At 29.2% G+C, this 19,713-nt stretch carries 20 protein-coding genes; 18 read left to right on the top strand and 2 right to left on the bottom strand.

The genetic code is table 11. The features are described from left to right. Positions 1-19 precede the first annotated feature (19 nt). The gene (locus HCG70_RS09855) at positions 20-190 is read left to right on the top strand and encodes a YvrJ family protein (RefSeq protein WP_074431742.1); all 171 of its coding nucleotides are present in this window, start codon (positions 20-22) and stop codon (positions 188-190) included. A gap of 64 nt (positions 191-254) precedes the next feature. Here HCG70_RS09855 and HCG70_RS09850 read toward each other — a convergent pair whose 3' ends face one another. After that, the gene (locus HCG70_RS09850) at positions 255-1,892 is read right to left on the bottom strand and encodes a putative manganese-dependent inorganic diphosphatase (protein WP_042394297.1); all 1,638 of its coding nucleotides are present in this window, start codon (positions 1,890-1,892) and stop codon (positions 255-257) included. 323 nt (positions 1,893-2,215) lie between these two features. Between HCG70_RS09850 and HCG70_RS09845 the strand changes: the two genes are divergently transcribed. From HCG70_RS09845 to HCG70_RS09810, 8 genes are all read left to right on the top strand, one after another. Further along, positions 2,216-4,765, top strand: coding sequence for a calcium-translocating P-type ATPase, SERCA-type (locus HCG70_RS09845; RefSeq protein WP_042394293.1), 2,550 nt, complete (start codon positions 2,216-2,218; stop codon positions 4,763-4,765). A gap of 223 nt (positions 4,766-4,988) precedes the next feature. Next, positions 4,989-6,458, top strand: a complete 1,470-nt coding sequence (thrC, locus tag HCG70_RS09840) for a threonine synthase (protein WP_042394292.1) — start codon at positions 4,989-4,991, stop codon at positions 6,456-6,458. Continuing rightward, entirely contained in the window at positions 6,451-7,350 is a 900-nt protein-coding gene (gene thrB / locus HCG70_RS09835) for a homoserine kinase (RefSeq protein WP_042394289.1), read from the top strand. The genes thrC and thrB overlap by 8 nt, the downstream gene beginning before the upstream one ends. A 2-nt stretch (positions 7,351-7,352) precedes the next feature. Further along, positions 7,353-7,790 (top strand): ACT domain-containing protein, encoded by a 438-nt coding sequence (locus HCG70_RS09830; protein ID WP_042394286.1) that lies wholly within the window; start codon positions 7,353-7,355, stop codon positions 7,788-7,790. Positions 7,791-7,969: 179 nt separating this feature from the next. Next, positions 7,970-9,112, top strand: coding sequence for a cysteine desulfurase family protein (locus HCG70_RS09825; RefSeq protein ID WP_042394282.1), 1,143 nt, complete (start codon positions 7,970-7,972; stop codon positions 9,110-9,112). Beyond that, positions 9,109-10,266: a tRNA uracil 4-sulfurtransferase ThiI gene (gene thiI, locus HCG70_RS09820; protein WP_042394278.1), complete on the top strand. Its 1,158-nt coding sequence runs from the start codon at positions 9,109-9,111 to the stop codon at positions 10,264-10,266. The genes HCG70_RS09825 and thiI overlap by 4 nt, the downstream gene beginning before the upstream one ends. Positions 10,267-10,527: 261 nt before the next feature. After that, positions 10,528-11,088: a hypothetical protein gene (locus HCG70_RS09815; RefSeq protein ID WP_052330573.1), complete on the top strand. Its 561-nt coding sequence runs from the start codon at positions 10,528-10,530 to the stop codon at positions 11,086-11,088. An 84-nt stretch (positions 11,089-11,172) separates the two neighbouring features. Beyond that, positions 11,173-14,817, top strand: coding sequence for an efflux RND transporter permease subunit (locus HCG70_RS09810; RefSeq protein WP_221697703.1), 3,645 nt, complete (start codon positions 11,173-11,175; stop codon positions 14,815-14,817). Positions 14,818-14,892: 75 nt separating this feature from the next. Here the strand turns inward: HCG70_RS09810 and HCG70_RS09805 are convergent, their stop codons facing one another. Next, positions 14,893-15,309 carry a hypothetical protein gene (locus tag HCG70_RS09805; protein WP_042394273.1) on the bottom strand — a complete coding sequence of 139 codons (417 nt, stop codon included), beginning with the start codon at positions 15,307-15,309 and terminating at the stop codon, positions 14,893-14,895. A gap of 249 nt (positions 15,310-15,558) precedes the next feature. On the opposite strand from HCG70_RS09805, the gene HCG70_RS09800 reads away from it, so the two are divergent. Genes HCG70_RS09800 through mbhE form a run of 9 tightly spaced genes read left to right on the top strand, consistent with a single transcriptional unit; the run spans position 15,559 to position 19,713 of the window. Further along, positions 15,559-15,936 carry an NADH-quinone oxidoreductase subunit C gene (locus HCG70_RS09800; RefSeq protein ID WP_055274866.1) on the top strand — a complete coding sequence of 126 codons (378 nt, stop codon included), beginning with the start codon at positions 15,559-15,561 and terminating at the stop codon, positions 15,934-15,936. A 15-nt stretch (positions 15,937-15,951) separates the two neighbouring features. Then, on the top strand, positions 15,952-17,034 hold the full coding sequence (locus tag HCG70_RS09795) for a nickel-dependent hydrogenase large subunit (protein WP_042394270.1): 1,083 nt from the start codon (positions 15,952-15,954) through the stop codon (positions 17,032-17,034). A gap of 10 nt (positions 17,035-17,044) precedes the next feature. Further along, the gene (gene hypA, locus HCG70_RS09790; protein WP_042394268.1) at positions 17,045-17,386 is read left to right on the top strand and encodes a hydrogenase maturation nickel metallochaperone HypA; all 342 of its coding nucleotides are present in this window, start codon (positions 17,045-17,047) and stop codon (positions 17,384-17,386) included. A gap of 1 nt (position 17,387) precedes the next feature. Beyond that, positions 17,388-18,032, top strand: a complete 645-nt coding sequence (gene hypB / locus HCG70_RS09785) for a hydrogenase nickel incorporation protein HypB (RefSeq protein ID WP_042394265.1) — start codon at positions 17,388-17,390, stop codon at positions 18,030-18,032. Positions 18,033-18,050: 18 nt separating this feature from the next. Then, complete coding sequence (locus HCG70_RS09780; RefSeq protein ID WP_042394263.1) at positions 18,051-18,584, top strand: Na+/H+ antiporter subunit E; 534 nt, start codon at positions 18,051-18,053, stop codon at positions 18,582-18,584. Beyond that, positions 18,584-18,847: a monovalent cation/H+ antiporter complex subunit F gene (locus tag HCG70_RS09775; RefSeq protein ID WP_042394262.1), complete on the top strand. Its 264-nt coding sequence runs from the start codon at positions 18,584-18,586 to the stop codon at positions 18,845-18,847. The genes HCG70_RS09780 and HCG70_RS09775 overlap by 1 nt, the downstream gene beginning before the upstream one ends. After that, positions 18,847-19,191, top strand: a complete 345-nt coding sequence (mnhG, locus tag HCG70_RS09770) for a monovalent cation/H(+) antiporter subunit G (RefSeq protein WP_042394260.1) — start codon at positions 18,847-18,849, stop codon at positions 19,189-19,191. The genes HCG70_RS09775 and mnhG overlap by 1 nt, the downstream gene beginning before the upstream one ends. Further along, positions 19,184-19,450: a hydrogenase subunit MbhD domain-containing protein gene (locus tag HCG70_RS09765; protein WP_042394258.1), complete on the top strand. Its 267-nt coding sequence runs from the start codon at positions 19,184-19,186 to the stop codon at positions 19,448-19,450. The genes mnhG and HCG70_RS09765 overlap by 8 nt, the downstream gene beginning before the upstream one ends. Further along, positions 19,435-19,713, top strand: a complete 279-nt coding sequence (gene mbhE, locus HCG70_RS09760; protein WP_042394256.1) for a hydrogen gas-evolving membrane-bound hydrogenase subunit E — start codon at positions 19,435-19,437, stop codon at positions 19,711-19,713. Before HCG70_RS09765 ends, mbhE begins: the two co-directional genes overlap by 16 nt.

The following is a 19,713-nucleotide window of genomic DNA, read 5'->3' as shown; positions in this document are numbered from 1 at the left end:
AATTTTAGGGGGAGAGTTTATGGAGATAAGTGAACTTATTAATTTAATTGCAAATGTTGGGTTTCCAGTAGCTATTAGTGCATATTTACTAATAAGGCTAGAAAAGCAAATACTTACATTAACATTTTCAATAAATAAACTTAATACTATAATTTCAACTAAATTAGGTGTTGTAATTGATAATGAGTAAAAAATAAGGTGTATCTTTTAAGATACACCTTATTTCTTATTTAAACTATATAAAATTATGTTAATTAAGATGTTATAGCATTAGTTATTGGTGGTACAACTTGTTTCTTTCTTGAAAGAACTCCTGGAAGGAATGCACCCTTATCTTTTAATGTAACATTGAAAGCTTTTTCTACTATTTCAGGTTTATTACCAGTAACTAGTATTTCAGAACCTTCGTTTAATATGTCTGTTAATAATAACATAACCATATCTAATCCAGCTTCTTTAGCTTTTTGATCCATGTAGTTTAACATTTCTTCTTTTAAAGGCATGAATCCTTCAATATCCATTGTATTAACTTGAGCTATACCTACTTTAGTATCTTCGATAGTAAATGGCTTGAAGTCAGAGTTGAAGATTTGTTCAACTGTTTTACCTTTTAATGAAGTACCAGCTTTAAACATTTCTTTTGCAAATTCTTCAATGTTTATATCAGCAATTTCAGCAAGCTTCTTACAGATATATTGATCTTGTGGAGTACAAGTTGGACTTCTGAATAATAATGTATCAGAAATTATTGCACCACATAAAAGTCCTGCAGCTTTTCTTGAAGGTCTTATTCCACTTTCAAAGAAGCATTTAGCAACTATAGTTGATGTACTTCCAACTGGTTCATTTCTAAAGTAAATTGGATTGTTTGTTTGAATATCAGCAACTCTGTGGTGGTCGATGATTTCTAAAACTTCTGCATCTTCTAATCCATCAACAGATTGACCTCTTTCGTTGTGGTCAACTTGAATAACCTTTTTCTTGTGGTTAGAAATTAAGTGGTATCTAGAAACAGTACCAACAACTCTTCCGTTTTGATCTAAAACAGGATAGCTTCTAAATCTAGTTTCAGTCATAATTCCTTTTATATCATCAACTAAATCATCAGTTGTGAAAGAAACTATGTTTTCTTTAACCATAACATATCCAACAGGGATACTTTGAACTATAAGTCTTGAAGCAGTAAATGAATCATGTTGAGTTACTATTATAGTTACTCCATGTTCTTTAGCTAAGCTTACTATTTTTTCAGATGGAGCATATCCACCAGTTACAATCATTAATGAAATATTAAGTTTTATTAATGCTGCTTGAGCTTCTTCTCTATCACCAACTATAGCAATGTCACCTTCGTCTATATGACCAGACATTGTATCAGGTTGCATAGCTGTAACAACTATTTTACCAGGGAAGTGAGTTACTTTTTCATTAACGTAAGAAACTTTAGCAGATAAAGTATCGATAATATTATCTAATGTTGTATTACTTTTAGCTAAGATTCTGTTATCCCAGATATCCATATAACAAGATGTAAGATTAGATACTGCTAGTACTCCTAAAAGATGATCATTTTCATCTGCTACAGGTAAAGTTTTAATATTTTTATCTCTCATTATACTCCAAGCTGTTTTTAATGAGATTTCAGGAGATACAGGACTTATGTTATCAAATTGTAAGTCTTCCACCTTTAATTTAACAGTTTTTAAAAGTCTTGGAGCTTCAGCATTGAAGTAATCTAATATATATTGAGTTTCTTGATTAGGATTACCTAGTCTGCAAGCAACAGTTTCAACGTCACCAATTTTGTTTTTGAATTCAGCATATGCGTAAGCTGCACATATTGAGTCTGAGTCTGGATTCTTATGACCAGTTACATAAATTATATCTTTCATGCAATACGCCTCCTAAGTATATTTAAGTATAAAAGATTTTATCTGATGGCTAGCCGTTGTAACACTCCTACCTTTTCAGGTGGAATATAACAACGTACATACCCCTAGATAACGAACTCTAACCTTAAGATGAAGTTAAAATTCCATCTTAAGCTAAGAATTCAGTTTATTACATATTTTCGCATACTACTATTCTATATTTCCAAGGGGAATTTGTAAATAAAAATGTTATGTATAGAAAGTATAAATTTTACTTAATTATTCATAGTATTACATAAACATTAATATATATATACAAGAGTTCTTAAAGAGGAGGAAAAAGGGTGATACAGGAAAAAGAATTTACTAGGGGATTAAGTACTAGAGAAGCAGAAAAAAGAATTAAAACTTACGGGTTAAATGAACTTAAACATAATAAGAAAAAGTCACCGATTTTAATTTTTTTATCTCAATTTAATGATTTCTTAGTATGGGTATTAATAGGTGCAACTATTATATCAGGATTTATAGGGGACAAGGCCGATGCAGTAACAATACTTATTATTGTAATTGTAAATGCAATATTAGGATTTGTTCAGGAGTTTAGGACAGAAAAGTCATTAGAAGCGCTTCAAGAGTTGGCGGCGCCAACCTGTAAGGTAATTAGAGATGGGAATATTAAAGTTATTAATTCAAAAGAGTTAACAATAGGTGATTTAGTTGTATTGGAAGCCGGTGATAGGATTCCAGCAGATGGAACATTTATTGATGCAGCCAATATGGTAGTTGATGAATCATTATTAACTGGCGAATCAGTTGGTATTTCAAAGGATACAGTTAAAGGGAAAAATGCAGGATTTATGGGGACGATAGTTCTAAAAGGTAGAGGGTTAATAATAGTAGATGCTATTGGAATGAAGACAGAAATGGGGAAAATAGCTAACCTTTTAGATAATATAGAAGAAGAAAAATCACCTCTAAGAGAAAGATTAGATTCTTTAGGTAAAATTCTAGTTGTAATGTGTATTGCAGTATGCGTAATAGTTACTGTTTTAGGAATAATAAGGGGAAATGATATAACAGAAATGTTCCTTTTAGGAGTTTCATTAGCAGTTGCAGCTATACCAGAAGGATTAGCGGCAATAGTTACTGTTGCCTTAGCATTAGGTGTTAGCAGGATGTTAAAGAGAAATGCATTAGTTAGAAAATTACCAGCAGTTGAAACGTTAGGATGTACATCTGTAATTTGTTCAGATAAAACAGGAACATTGACTCAAAATAAAATGACTGTTAAGGAAATATTAGCTAATGGTAAAATATATGAATTAGATAAAGAAAAACTTAATGATTGTGAAAAATTAAAAGAGGCATTTATTTATTGTAATGATGCAAATTATAATTACGAAATAAAAGATATTGAAAAGGCTGTTATGGGAGATCCTACAGAAACAGCTTTGGTAAAGGCATTTTATAAAGACCCTAAAGAGTTAGAAAAATTTGTAACAAAAAGTAAGAGAGTTTATGAGATTTCTTTTGATTCTACAAGAAAGATGATGACCGTTATAATGAATGAGCACGGAAAAGAAACTTGTTACATGAAGGGAGCTCCAGAAAGGGTATTAGAAAGATGTAATTTTGTATTAGAAAACGGTAAAATAAAGCCATTAACAGCTCAAAAGAAAAAGCAAATATATAACTATATAGAAGCTATGTCTAATAGAGCATTAAGATGTATAGCAGCTGCATATAAGGAAGAACATATAGTTAAAAGTGAATCTGTAGAAAGTAATTTAGTGTTTTTAGGTGTTGCAGGTAGCATGGATCCACCAAGAGTAGAAGTTAAAGATGCAGTTTTAAAATGTAAGATGGCAGGAATTCAACCTATAATGATTACAGGGGATCATAAAAATACAGCTTTAGCTATAGCGAAAAGTATTAATATTTGTAATTCTGATGATCAAGCAATAACTGGAGATGAATTAGAAAAAATGTCTGATGAGGAATTGGTTAAGAGAGTAAATAAAATAAGGGTATTTGCTAGAGTATCTCCTAATCATAAGTTAAGAATTGTTAGAGCATTTAAAAAGAATAATAATATTGTTGCTATGACTGGTGATGGTGTAAATGATGCTCCAGCCATAAAGGAAGCTGATATTGGTGTTGCTATGGGTATATCAGGTACTGATGTAACTAAGGAAGCTGCAGCAATGGTATTAATAGATGATAACTTTGCTACTATTGTTGCAGCAGTTGAAGAAGGAAGAGTAATTTATGATAATATAAGAAAGTTTATAAGATATTTATTATCATGTAATTTAGGTGAAGTTTTAACAATGTTCTTGGCATCATTATTTTATTTACCAAATCCACTTACTCCAATTCAAATTTTATTTGTTAATTTAGCTACAGATGGATTACCAGCTATTGCGTTAGGAGTTGACCCTCCTGATAAAGATATAATGAGACAAAGACCTAGAGATAAAAATGAAGGTATTTTTGCTAGAGGACTTTGGGAAAAAATAATAGTAAGAGGATGTCTAATTGGTATTTGTACTTTATTATCATTTATGTCAGGAAGATATTACGGGATGGATTTAGCAACTTGTAGAACTATTACATTATGTACATTAGTTATGTCACAACTTTTACATGTATTTGAATGTAGATCAGAAAGGCATTCAATATTTGAAATAAATATATTTAGTAATATATATTTATTAGGAGCTGTATTAGTTTCTATATCAATGATATGTTGTATATTATATATTCCTTTATTGAGTAGTATTTTTAATACTGTAGCATTAAATTTAGGACAATGGTTATTGGTATTATTCTTCTCAGGAGTAATTTTCTTAATTAATAGTGTATATTTATTAATTAAGTCTAAAAAATAATAATAGCAAAAAATTTCCTGATTATATGTTTTTATAATCAGGAAATTTTTGTTCAAAAGTAGAAGCTTAAAATTAAAAGAAAAAAATATTAAAATTAAAATGTTTACAAGAAAAAAACAGTTGTGCATCATAGGAATACATGGTAAAATTTTCTTATGGTAATTCTTGCTTTAAAATGGAAATAAAGGGTGAGTACATAAATAAAAAAGTAGGGGGTGCAAAAATGAATTTTATAAGTACAAGAGGAGAGGAGGGAGCAATTTCATCCTCGGAAGCAATTATAAAGGGTATTGCGAATGATGGTGGATTATATGTTCCAAATGAATTTCCAGAGGTATATGACAGGCTAAAAAAGAAAATGGGGCTTTCTTATATTGAGCTAGCATATGAAGTTATAAAAGAATTTTTTGGAGACATAGGAGAAGAAAATTTAAAAGGGGCTATAGACAGAGCTTATAATGGTAAATTCTCAGTAAGAGAAGAAAATGATTTTTTAGAGTTGTATCATGGACCAACATCTGCCTTTAAGGATGCAGCACTTCTTTTTTTACCACAAATAATGAAGGAAGCAAAGAAATTAAATAATATTAAAGAAGAAATAGTAATATTAACTGCAACTTCAGGTGATACAGGAAAAGCAGCATTACAGGGATTTAGTAATGTTGATGGTTTTAAAGTTGTGGTTTACTATCCAGAAAATGGCGTAAGTGCAATTCAAGAAAAACAAATGGTAACTCAAGAAGGTAATAACGTTAAGGTAATCGGAATTAGGGGCAATTTTGATAACGCGCAAAGTGGAGTTAAGAAAATATTTGGGGATGTTGAATTTAGAGAAGAATTAAAAAATAGGGGCTTTTTATTATCTTCAGCTAATTCAATTAATATTGGAAGGCTAGTACCACAAATAGTGTATTACTTTTATGGTTACTTTGATTTAGTCAATAAGCAAAAAATAAAAGAGGGCGATGAAATAAATATAGTAGTTCCAACAGGGAACTTCGGAAACATATTAGCAGCTTATTATGGTAAAAAAATGGGGCTACCTATAGGTAAGTTAATATGTTCATCTAATGAAAATAATGTATTAACAGATTTCTTAAATACAGGGCTATATGATAGAAGAAGAGAGTTAATATTAACAGAATCTCCATCAATGGATATTTTAGTATCTTCAAATTTGGAAAGATTAATATTTGAAGCAAATAATAGAGATGCTAAAAAAACTAAAAAGCTTATGGATGAATTGAATGAAAAAGGAGTTTATTCAATTTCAAGTGAAAGTAAAGCATTTTTAAGTGATTTTTATGGAAATTATGCAAATACAGATGAAGTGTATGAAGCAATTAAGAATGTTTATAATAATAAAAAATACCTTATGGATACACATACTGCAGTTGGATATGTAGTTTTTAATAAGTATAGAAAAGAAACTGGGGATAATAGACAAGCATTGATAGCATCTACTGCAAGTCCTTATAAATTCCCAAGAAGTATTTGTAATGCCTTAGAATTAGATGTTAGTAACAAAGATGATTTTGAAATATTAAAGTTATTAAATGAGTATACTAATATTGAAATTCCTAAGAATCTAGTAGGATTAAATAATAAAAAAATTCTTCATAATAATGTATGTGATAAGGAAAAAATGAAAGATATTTTACTTGAATTTTTAAAGGAGAGTAAAAATGATTAGGGTAATAGTACCAGCGACATCAGCCAATTTGGGGCCAGGTTTTGATTCGCTGGGAATCTCCTTAAGCATATATAATGAATATGAATTTTCACTAAAAGATGAAAATGGATTGTTTTTTGAAGGTGTTGAAGAAGAATTCCAAAATGAAGATAACATAATTTATATGGCTATTAAAAAAGTTTTTGATAAATATAACTTTAAATTTAAAGGATTAGGGATTAAAATAATAAGACAGGATATCCCAATATCTAGGGGGTTAGGTTCTAGTTCAAGTTGTATAGTAGCAGGATTAATAGGGGCTTTTGCATTAATGGGAAAAGAGATAAATAAAGACGAAATATTAAGTTTAGCAGTTGATATTGAGGGTCATCCAGATAATGTGTGTCCAGCTATCTTTGGAGGACTAGTTTCTACAGTAATGACAGAGAGTAATAAGCCATTATATAATTGTATAGAAATTAAAGAAGGTATTAAGTTTATTGCATTAGTTCCAAGGGTTAAACTTTTAACAGAGAAAGCAAGGGCAATATTGCCTAAAGAAATTCCATTTAAAGATTGTGTTTATAATATAGGAAGGGCTGCCTTATTAATATCTGCATTTTCAAATGGGAAATATTCTTTATTAAGAGAAGCAACTAAGGACAGGATTCATGAACAATATAGAAGCAGACTTATCGAGAATTTTGATGAGATTTATAATAAGGTCATAGAGTTAGGAGCTTTTGCATGCTTTTTAAGTGGTGCAGGTCCAACTTTAATGTCAATAGTAGATAAAAATGATTTAAGTTTTGTAAATGAAATTTCAAAGTTTATTAAAGAAAATAATTTTAATTGGGATATCAAAGAATTAATGATTGATAAAAATGGGGCAAAAATTTTGAAGGGTGAATAAGCATGAACGGAGACTATTTAGTTATTGATAAAAAGGTTTTGCCAGAAGTATATGAAAAAGTGATTACAACAAAAAAAATCTTACAAGAAGGTAAGGTAAAAGAAGTAACTGAAGCTACTAAGTTAGCTGGAATAAGCAGAAGTGTTTATTATAAGTATAAGGATTATGTGTTTGAGTTTTCTCAAATGTCTAATGGGAGAAAGGCAACTTTTAATATGATAATTGGGCATCAAAAGGGAGTTCTTTCAAATATACTTAACTTTATTTCAGAGCATGATGGGAATATACTAACAATTGATCAAGGTATTCCAATTAATAATTTAGCTAATTTAAGTTTAACTATTGATATATCATCAATGAAAATTGAATTAAGTGAAATGCTAGAAGATTTAAAAAGTCTAGAATATGTAGATAGAGTAGAATTTATAGCTATGGAATAAAATATAATATAATAGCCTCTTAGGTCATTCTGAATATTAGATTGACCTAAGAGGTTTATTTTGATAGAATGTAAAATTAATATGAAACAACTTTTTCTAATGTGAAAGTTGTAACTTCAATTTATAAACTGTTAAACTTAACTTATGATGTAAATACTAAAAGAAAGGAGTGATTGTCAATGAATGTATATTTTGATAATAGTGCTACTACTATGCCTTATGATGAAGTTATAGATGAAGTAAGCAAAGGTATGAAAGAGTACTTTGGCAATCCATCATCATTACATAAAATTGGAATGAAATGTGAAAAGCGATTAAATGAAGCTAGAGAGTATTTTGCATCTACCATTAAATGCAATAAAGATGAAATTTACTTTACCTCTGGTGGAAGTGAAGGTAATAACCTTATATTAAAAGGTTTATTAAAACCAGGTCATCATCTAATAACGACTGCTTTTGAGCATCATTCAATAATTAGTACGTGTAAATATCTAGAAGAGAAAGGTGTTAAAATTACATATTTAGATGTTGATAGTGAAGGAAGAATTTCATTAGAAGATTTAGAAGAAGCTATTAATAAAGATACAGTTTTAGTATCAATTATGCATGTTAATAATGAGATAGGTGTTGTTCAAGATCTTGAAGCAATAGGAAATTTAATTAAAGAAAGAAGTTCAAGAGCTAAATTTCATGTAGATGCAGTTCAAGCTTATGGAAAATTACCTATTGATGTTAATAAAGCTAAAATTGATTTTTTAACAACAGCAGCGCATAAAATTCATGGACCAAAGGGTGCAGGATTTGTTTATATAAAAAAAGGCATTGTATTAAATTCTTTAATTTCTGGTGGTGGACAGGAAAAAGGTTATAGAGCAGGAACAGAAAACTTACCAGCAATAATAGGATTTGAAAAGGCTTCTAAAATTACTTTTGAGAATATGGATGAAAGATACGATAAAACTTTAGAGTTAAAAAAATATTTTATTGAAAGATTAGAAGAAATTAAGGATATTAGAATAAATAGCAAGATTGATGGCTATAGCCCTTATATTTTAAATGTTTCATTTTTAGGAGTTAGAGCTGAAGTGTTATTGCATTTATTAGAAGAGGAAAATATTTTTGTAGCAACCGGATCAGCATGCACGTCTAAAACTAGTGCGGCTCATGGAAGTTACGTAATAAAGGCTCTAGGGTTAACTAACAAAGAAGTGGAATCAGCTATTAGGTTTTCTTTCTCATATGAAAATACAAAAGAAGAAGTAGATTATACAATTAATGTTTTGAAAAAGTCATTAATGTTTTTAAGGAGAGTAAAAAGATGAATAATAAGTTAATTTTAGTGAAGTATGCTTCAGAAATATTTTTAAAAGGATTAAATAGAGGGAAATTTGAAAGAAAGTTAAAGGAAAATATAGAAAAAAAGCTTTCAGGATTACAATTTGAATTTGTAACAGATCAAGGTAGAGGCTTTATAAAAGCTGATGATATAGAAGCAGCAGTAGAAAGAGTAAGAAAAGTATTTGGTGTTGCAGAAGTTTGTATAGTTACTCAAGTAGAAAGAGATTTAACTGCCATTAAAGAAGAAGCATTAAAAAAAGTTAAGGAAGCTAATCCTAAAACATTTAAAATTGAAACTAATAGAGCAAATAAAAAGTTCCAATTAAACTCTATTGAAACATCAAGAGATGTTGGTGGCTATGTACTTCATCACTTTGGTGAAGGTTTAGATGTAGATGTTAAAAACCCTGAATGTTTAGTAAATATAGAAATAAGAGAAAAGGCATATGTATTTACAAGCAAAGATAAAATAAAAGGTGTTGGGGGATTACCATATGGAATGAATGGTAGCACTATGTTAATGCTATCAGGTGGGATTGATTCTCCAGTAGCTGGATATTTAATGGCTAGAAGAGGAGTAGAGTTAAATTGTGTATATTATCACAGTCATCCATATACTTCAGAGAGAGCCAAGGATAAGGTTAAGGAATTAGCTAAAATACTTTCAAATTATACAGAAAGAGTTAATTTATACATAGTTCCATTTACAGAAATCCAATTAGATATAATGGAAAAATGCAGACAAGATGAATTAACTATATTAATGAGAAGATTCATGATGAGATGTGCATGTACTTTAGCTGAAAAGTATGGAGTACAATCAATTTCAAGTGGAGAAAGTATTGGGCAAGTAGCAAGTCAAACTATGGAAGGTTTAATAGTTAGTACTGATTGCGCTGATAGACCTGTATTTAGACCATTAATTGCCATGGATAAAGGAGATATAATGGATATTGCCAAGGAAATAGGTACATATGATACTTCAATATTACCATATGAAGATTGTTGTACAATATTTGTTCCAAAACATCCTAAAACTAAGCCACAGTTAGAAGCTATGAGAAAAGCTGAATCTGTTCTTGATGTAGAAGAAATGGTTAATAAGGCAATTGAAGGAACTGAATTAGTGGTATTTTAGTTTGGCATATGTGCATATAAACCTTTAATTATAATGAAAAATATAGTCATTTATAAAATCGTGAGAAGAATACATTAATAAAATTAAAAGAACTACTGTAGGGTAGTTCTTTTAATTTTTAGTAGATATTAAAAGATTTATATATAAAAGAAAGAAAAAACTATTTAAAAGTATTATATATTTTATATAATAATAAGAGAGAATAATTTTATTTAATGTCGAAGTAGAGTTTATAAGATAATTATGTTAGGAGAAAAGTATATGGCTGTATTTATAATATTTTTAGTAATAGTACTAATTGTTATAGTTATGTATGGAAATGAAATTTTAAGAGGAAGTTTTAAAGTACAGGTAGTAAAGTTTTTACCTTTAGGAATTTTTAAAGAAGATAAAAATAAAGATAAAGATAGTAAGATAGATAATAGAGAAGAAAGTATTAAAGAAAGACATATTAATAAAGAGAAAGATAATTTACATAATAGTATATTAATAGAAAATGAGAATGATTTAAAAGAAAGTCAAATAGAAGCACAAGAAAATGAAATAAAAGTAAAAGAAATTGAGCATGATGAAATAAATGTAGAAATTAACGAAAAAGGTGAAGAGAAAACTTGCGTAGAAAGTGAAGAAAGCAACATACTTGATTTAATAGATGAAAATAATGATAATTTATTAAATCAAGAAGAGATTGTATATTGGACACCTAATGGAAAAACATATCATTCTAAGAGTACATGTAGAACTTTAGCTAGAAGTAAAATAATTAATAGTGGAACAGTAAACGAAAGTGGAAAAGATTTTAAATGTGAAAATTGTAAATAAATAGTTATAAATTAGTAACTTCCTTGAAATTATTGTGCTGTAAAGTTAAAATTAACTTAATATGCCAATAATAGGAGGGTAATAATGCTTTCAAAATTTAGTGTTAAAAAACCATTTACAGTTTTCGTTTCAGTAATATTAGTTGTATTACTAGGCGTAATATCATTTACAAAAATGACTACCGATTTATTGCCGAGTATGGACTTACCATATGTTGTTGTTATGACAACATATCCAGGGGCAAGCCCTGAAAAGGTAGAACTTGCAGTTACTAAGCCACTAGAACAATCACTTGCAACAACAAGTGGAGTTAAGAATATAAATAGTATTTCTAGTGAAAATTCAAGTATTATAATTTTAGAGTTTGAACAAAGTGTTAATATGGATAGTATCTTAATTGAAATGAATAGTTACATTGACTTAGCTCAAGCTCAGTTTGATGATGATGTTCAATCACCTATGGTAATGAAGATGAATCCAGATATGTTACCTATAATGGTTGCAAGCATAGATGTTAATGGATTAGATACAAAGGAAGTAACTAAGATTGTAAATGAAACAGTTATTCCGGCCTTTGAAAAAATTGATGGGGTAGCGTCAGTAAATTCAACAGGGTTAGTGGAAGAAAAAATAAAGATCCAATTAAATCAAGAAAAAATTGATTCAATTAATAATAAGGTGCTTGCTAGTGTTGATGAAAAGTTAGCAGAAGGAAAAGCACAATTAGATGATGCAAAGAATCAATTAGAATCAGGAAAGAATCAGTTAGAAACTCAGGGAAAAGAGCAAACAGCACAGCTTGCAGAAGCAAGTGCAGCTTTAGAAAGTGGTAAAACACAATTAATTGAAGCAATTAATAGCTTATTATTAGCTCAAAATGATTTAGAAAATCAAAAGGCTGATATAGAACAGAAAAAGAACTTGTTGGACAAGTTCTTAGAAGCACAACAAGGAGTAGGAATTGAAATATCTGAAAAGGAGCAAGAATTACTAAATGAATTAACTAGTGGGTTAGAGGCAATTAATTCAGGAATTTCAGAGATTACTACTAAAAAGGGTGAATTAGAAACACAACTTACAGGATTAGCTGATAAGGAAAAAGAACTAGAATTAGGTAAGTTAACTTTAAATCAAGAATTAAGTAAAGCTTCTGCACAACTTACAAATAGTGAAGCAGAACTAAACAAAAGCATAAAAGAATTCGAAGCTTCAAGGGATGAAGTATATAAGAATGCAGGTATAGGAGAAGCACTTTCGGCATCAACTATATCAAATATTCTAAAGGCAGAAAATTTTTCAATGCCAGCAGGATACATTCAAGAAGATGAAGAAAAATATTTGGTTAAAGTAGGAGATGAATTAACTTCATTAGAGGAGTTAGAAAATCTTTTATTATTTAATATTGATGTTGAAGGAGTAGGAGATATATATTTAAAGGATATTGCTGAAGTTTCATATACAGATAACTCGGATGAAATGTATGCTAAGATAAATGGCAATGATGGAATAATATTATCTTTTCAAAAGCAAAGCACCTACTCTACATCAGAAGTATCCAATAAAATTAATGATACAATAGAGGAATTACAAAAAAATAATCAGGATATGCATATTACAGCACTAGAAGACCAAGGAATATATATTAATATCGTTATTCATTCTGTATTAAGCAATTTAATTTTAGGTGGTATATTAGCAATAATTATATTATTACTGTTTTTAAGAAATATAAAACCAACAATAATTATTGCTTTTAGTATTCCAATAAGTTTATTATTTGCATTAGTAATGATGTATTTTAGCGGTGTAACAATGAATGTTATATCATTAGCTGGTTTAGCATTAGGTGTTGGTATGTTAGTTGATAACAGTATTGTTGTTATAGAAAACATATATAGATTAAGAAATGAAGGTATGCCAGCAATTCAAGCAGCTGTTAAGGGATCAACTCAAGTTGCAGGAGCAATTTTAGCATCAACATTAACTACCATTTGTGTATTTTTACCTATAGTATTTACTGAAGGTATATCTAGGCAGTTATTTACTGATATGGGATTAACTATAGCATATTCGTTAATAGCCAGCTTAATTGTAGCATTAACATTAGTACCTACTATGTCATCTACGATGCTTAAAACAACAGTGGAAAAAGAGCACAAATTTTTTAATAAATTTATAAAAATATATAGTAAAGCACTTAAATTTGCATTAAGATATAAGCCAATATTTCTAATTTTGGTTGTTGTATTACTTGTTAGTAGTACAGTAATTTCAATATCACGAGGAAGTTCTCTTATGCCTGAAATGGATAGTACTCAAATTTCTGTTAGTATGACTATGGATAATGATACAAAAACTACTGATTTAAGAGAGATGAGTAATACAATTATTGATAGGATTTCTGAAATTGATGATGTTGATACTATAGGGGCAATGCAAAATTCAAGTTCTATGAGCTTAATGGGTGGAGGAGATAGTAAATCAATTTCACTTTATGTAATTTTAAAAGATGATAAAAAACTATCAAGCAAAGAGGTTGGGAAATTAATTGAAGATAAAACAAAAGATTTAAATTGTGAAATTAATGTAACTACTTCAACTATGGATATGTCTGCTTTGGGGGGATCTGGAATAAGTCTTTCTGTTGAAGGTGATGATTTAGATAAGATTAAAGAAATAGCTAATGATATAGCAGATATAATTAGTAAAGTAGATGGTACAATTGAAGTATCTAATGGACAAGAAGATACCTCTTTAGAAACAAGGATAACTGTTGATAAAAATAAAGCTATGGAATATGGATTAACGGTAGCACAAGTTTATCAGGCTGTAGCGCAAGAGATATCATTAGAAACAACTTCAACTTCATTAAGTATAAATTCTAGTGATTATCCAGTAATAATAGCAAAAGATAGTAATAATACTTTGAAAAGAGATAATATTAAGGATCTTGAAATTAAAGGAACTAAGAATGGCAATGAAGAAAAAATTGCATTAAGTGAAATTGCAACAATTAGTGAAGAAAATGGATTATCTTCAATTAATCATATTAATCAAACTAGAGCTATTACTGTAAGTGCAGCTATTGATGCAGAACATAATGTAGGAAATGTGAGTAAAGCTGTAGAAAAAGAAATAGATAAATATGAATTGCCTGAAGGGTATACTATTGAAATTGGTGGAGAAAGTGATTCAATGAAACAAGCTTTTGGGGATTTAATACTTATGATTGCAATGGCCATAGTATTTATATATTTAATTATGGTAGCACAATTTCAGTCTTTACTATCACCATTTATAGTACTATTTACTATTCCACTTGCATTTACAGGAGGATTTTTAGCATTAATTATTACAGGATTTGAATTAAATATGATTTCAATATTAGGTTTTTTAATGCTTGCAGGAATAGTTGTTAATAATGGTATTGTTTTTGTAGATTATGTAAATCAGTTGAGATTAGGTGGGATGAAAAAGAAGGAGGCATTAATTGAAGCTGGAAAAGCAAGAATTAGACCAATATTAATGACTGCATTAACAACTATTTTAGGATTATCTACCTTAGCTATGGGAATTGGAATGGGAGCAGATATGATTCAGCCAATGGCTATAGTTACAATTGGTGGGTTAACTTATGCTACTGTTTTAACTTTATTTATAGTTCCAATTATGTATGATATTTTACACAGAAGAGAGTTGAAACCAATAATAATTGAGGAATCAATTTAGTTTTATCAGTGTAAAGGCTAAAAAGAAATATTATAAGAAATAAAAAAAAGAGTCGTATATTCGACTCTTTTTTGATTATCTAGTTCTCATTTTAGTAGCTTGTTGTCTTGCTTTTTTTATTTGACTATGGTCAAATGGATGAAGGTCTTTTCTAGTAGTTAAGTTAGCGATGTTTGAAGCTATAACAACTTCAGAATTTGCTTTACCTTTTTCACCCTTAATACCCATAACAATTATTTTGTGACCTTGGTTTATGTCAATAAATTCTGGCTTTTTAAACCATCTATTTCTTTTATATTCACATTTAGCTATTTGCTTACCAGCATCAGATTTAACAACTAGCCAAACATGTAATCTATTAAAAATACCAAGAAAGCTCTTAGTTTCAGTTTTAACTGATAAAACTGTACCAGATACACTTGTCATTCTATCTCCATATTTATTCATATATGCATCAGAGTAGTATTTTGTCATTTTATCTTTGAAACCCATTGCAAAAACTCCTTTTATTATAAATTATACTATGTTAACAATAATTATATTGTCATTATAGCATAAAAATTATAGATATAAAACAAAAAATAGAATTAATAATTCAAAGAAAGATAATATAAAATAAAATTTAAAACACATGAATATGATATTAAAATAAGAGGTAAACTCTTGTATAATATAAGGTAAGCATATGTAATAATTATGCAAAAATATAAAAATATTACTTTAGACAAGGGGAGGTGTCTTATGAATAAAATTACAATAGAAGAGATTAATAAAGAAGAAATTATCTCAAAAGTAAAAGATGTTAGAGAAAAGCAGGGAAGATTAGTAGCTATAAATGGATACGTAGATAAAGATAAAAATAATATTGTAGTGTATACGCTTGAATATGATAATTTTAGGAAACATTATCACATTAAAGGTGAGACTATATTACCAACTGTGACTAATATATATAAAGGTGCACAGTGGTTTGAAGAAGAGATTCAAGAAATGATGCCATTAAAATTTGAAGGATTAATATTTAGTGGAAGATTGTTCTTGCCTGAAGAATTTAAAGAAGGTGAGGGGCAAATATTAATAATGCCATTAAATGAATTAAAAAAATTAAAAGATAAATAAGAGGGGGAAGAAGGGATGAGTTATATTTTGCCATTAGGTCCTTATCATCCAGCTTTAGAAGAGCCAGTTCATGTTAAGCTTCTTACTGAAGGAGAACTTATAAAGGATTCTGAGGTATTCATAGGTTATAACCATAGAGGAATAGAAAAATTAACGGAAACAAGAAATTTTATTCAAACAATTACGCTAGTTGAAAGAGTATGTGGAATTTGCTCTCATTCACATGCAATGACTTATTGTTTAGCTATAGAAGATATTGCAGGTATGGAAGTGCCTAAGAGAGGTCAATATATTCGTGTTATTATGAGTGAACTTGAAAGGTTACATTCACATTATTTATGGTTGGGATTAGCTGCACATATAATTGCATTTGATTCATTATTTATGATGTGTTTTGCGTCAAGAGAAAAAATTATGGATATGCTAGAGGTTATAAGTGGTAATAGAGTCAACTATGCTATGAATATTATTGGTGGATCTCGTAGAGACATAGATGGAGATCAAAAACAAACATTAATAAAGATTATAGCTGAATTAAGAAAAGAATATAAGAATATCTATAATGTATATGCGAAAGATTCAAGTATAGCTGCTAGAACTAAAGGCGTTGGAGTTTTATCAAAAGATGATGCTTTAAATTATGGGGCATGTGGCCCACATGGAAGAGCATCTGGAGTTAATTTTGATGTAAGAAAAACTATGCCATATAACTCTTATGAAGATTTTGAATTTAATGTAGCATTAGCAAATGGTGGAGATGTATTTTCGAGGGCTGTAGTAAGGTTAATTGAAATTGAAGAAAGTTTAAAAATTATTGAACAAGCTTTAAATAAAATGCCTGAAGGCCCTATTAATTTAGGAAACAAAATACCTAAGGTGCCAGCAGGTGAATATATGAGTGTTACTGAAGCCCCAAGGGGTGAGGTAACTTATTATGTAGTAACAAACGGTGGGCAAACAAATGGAAGAGTTAATATTCATGTACCAACATTTAAAAATTCAATGACAGTACCGGTTATGTTAAAAAATAATACGATTGCAGATGCAGGGTTAATAGTTGCAAGTATAGATCCATGTTTCTCATGTTTAGATAGATAGGAGAAAAAATATGCATGAATTAGCTGTAACTAAGGGGTTACTTAAGATATGCCTGGAAGAAGGAGAAAAACATAAAATTGAAAAGATTAATAAAATAAATATTAAGGTTGGAGAGCTAACAGACTTAGTTCCAGATTGTATATCATACTACTTTAATATTGTAGCAAGAGGAACAATAGCTGAAAATACAGAAATTAATGTTGAAAAAATACCAGTAGAAATTGAATGTAATGAATGTGGGTATAAAGGCATTATAGGTAAGAATGACTATAAATGTCCTAAGTGCAAGGGTTTGCAATATGAAATTACAAAGGGAAGAGAGTTTTATTTGGATACAATGGAGGTTGATTAATATGGAAATAAAAGTTGTAAGACAAATTTTAGAATGGAATGAAGATTGTCACAAGGAAGTTCAAAAAACACTTAATGATAACAATGTAAAAATGATTAATATTATGGGGTCTCCAGGAGCAGGAAAAACAACATTTATATTAAACTTGATTAATGAACTTAAAAAGAAAGATGTAAGAGTTGCCGTTATTGAAGGGGATATTGAAGGAACTATAGATGCAAAAAGAATTCAAGATGAAGGAATCCCTGTTGTTCAATTAAACACCCAAGGGGCTTGTCATATTGAAGCTATGTCAATAAAGAATATTATTAATAAATTTGATTTAAATGAATTAGATTTAATAATAGTTGAAAATATAGGGAATTTGGTATGTCCAGCAGAATTTGAGATTGGGGAGGTATTAAAGGTTGCATTATTAAGTATTCCAGAAGGTGATGATAAAGTTGTAAAGTATCCATTAATGTTTTCAAAAGCAGATGCCTTAGTACTTACAAAATATGATATGATAAAATATTTTAACTTTAATGAAGATGAAGTTAGGAATCAGACATTATTAAGAAATCCTAATTCACAGATATTTAAAATAAACTCATTAGAGAAAGGTGAAGCAAAAGCTTTCGTAGAGTGGTTAGTTAGAAAAATATAATATAGAAGGTGATAATTTATGAAAAGATGGACAGCATTTTTAGGAACCTTTATTTTATCATATTTGTTTTGGATTTTATTTTTAATGCAGGATTTTAATATTTTAAAATTAGGAGCACAAGAGATTATTGTAGGAGCTATTGTTGCCGCAATAGTTAGTCTATTTTCAAGTCAATATTTTGCAAGAGAAGATGGAATGTGGTTGTTTAAAAAGTTTAGAATAATAAATTTAATAGCATTTATTCCGGTATACTTATGGGAATTGATTAAAGCAAATTTTAGTGTTGCAATTAAATCATTATCCCCTAAGATAGATATAAACCCGGGTATTGTAAAAATAACTACAGATTTAAATTCAGATTATGGTTTAGCTATGTTGTCTAATTGCATAACATTAACCCCTGGAACTATAACAATGGATATTTATGAAGATGAAGATAATAAAAATGCAATGTATATTCATTGGATAGATGCGACTACAGAAGATACTAAAGAAGCATCAGAAATAATAAAAGGCAAATTCGAATATTTTGTAAGGAGGCTTTTTAAATAATGAATATTAATTCTATATTTTATATAGTAGCAATATTATTAGCTATCCTAGCATTAGTTTTAGTATATAGAGTTTTTAAAGGACCTAATGTAATAGATAGAGTTTTAGCGGCTGATTCTATAGATATAATTTTAGGTATTGTAATGATTTTATTTGGTGCAATTGAAGAAAGAGCTATGTATTTAGATCTTGGACTTATTATAACTCTTTTAGGTTTTATTGGAACAGTTTTAATTTCTAAGTATATAGAGGGGGAATTATAATGTCTATACTAGAAGTAATAATTTGTATATTACTAGTAATAGGAATCTTCTTTACACTAGCCGGCGTTGTTGGAGTAATTAGGATGCCTGATACTTTTTGTAGACTTCAAAGTGCAACTAATATAGCAACTATGGGAGCAATGCCAATAGCTTTAGCATGTAGTATATATGGTTTTAGTGAATCAAATACATCATTAGGAATTAAGTCATTGATAATAGTTGTATTTTTATTAATAAGCAATCCAGTAGGAGCCCATGCCATGGCAAGAGCTGCATATAAAAATAAAGCAGAGTTAAGTGATAAAACGAAGTTTGATCATTATAGGAGGGATATAAATGGGTAGTTTTGAAATACTTAATTTTTTAGTTATATGTGGATTAGTTATTGCTGCTCTTTGTGTATTTTTTTTAGACGATATACTTCAATGTATTATTGCAATGGCTGTTCTTGGTACATTTTTAGCACTAGAATTTTTAATACTTAAAGCACCAGATGTAGCACTTGCAGAAGCAGCAGTTGGAGCAATATTGACGCCAGTAATCTTTATAATAACTTTAAATAAGGTTAAGACTAAGGAGGGAGAAAAATGCAAAAAAGAATAGCATATATAATTTTAATTTTATTACTTGCAATTTTTTCTTTTGTTGGATTTAAGATGGGGGCAAAGTCAGAAGTGTTTGGAGATGCATCACAAATAATTATTAATGAAACTATGAGTAAAACTGGGGCTATAAATTCAGTAACAGCAACAGTATTTGATTTTAGAGGATATGATACATTAGGAGAAGCAATAGTATTGTTCACTGCAATTTGTGGTGTTGCAGCAGTGTTAAGAGAAGAGAAGAAAGCAAAGGAGGAGAACTAA

The sequence above is a fragment of the Clostridium sp. K04 genome (assembly GCF_019734375.1).
In the GTDB taxonomy this organism is placed as follows: Bacteria; Bacillota; Clostridia; order Clostridiales; family Clostridiaceae; genus Clostridium; species Clostridium saudiense.
This window is presented reverse-complemented; position numbering and strand designations above follow the sequence as displayed.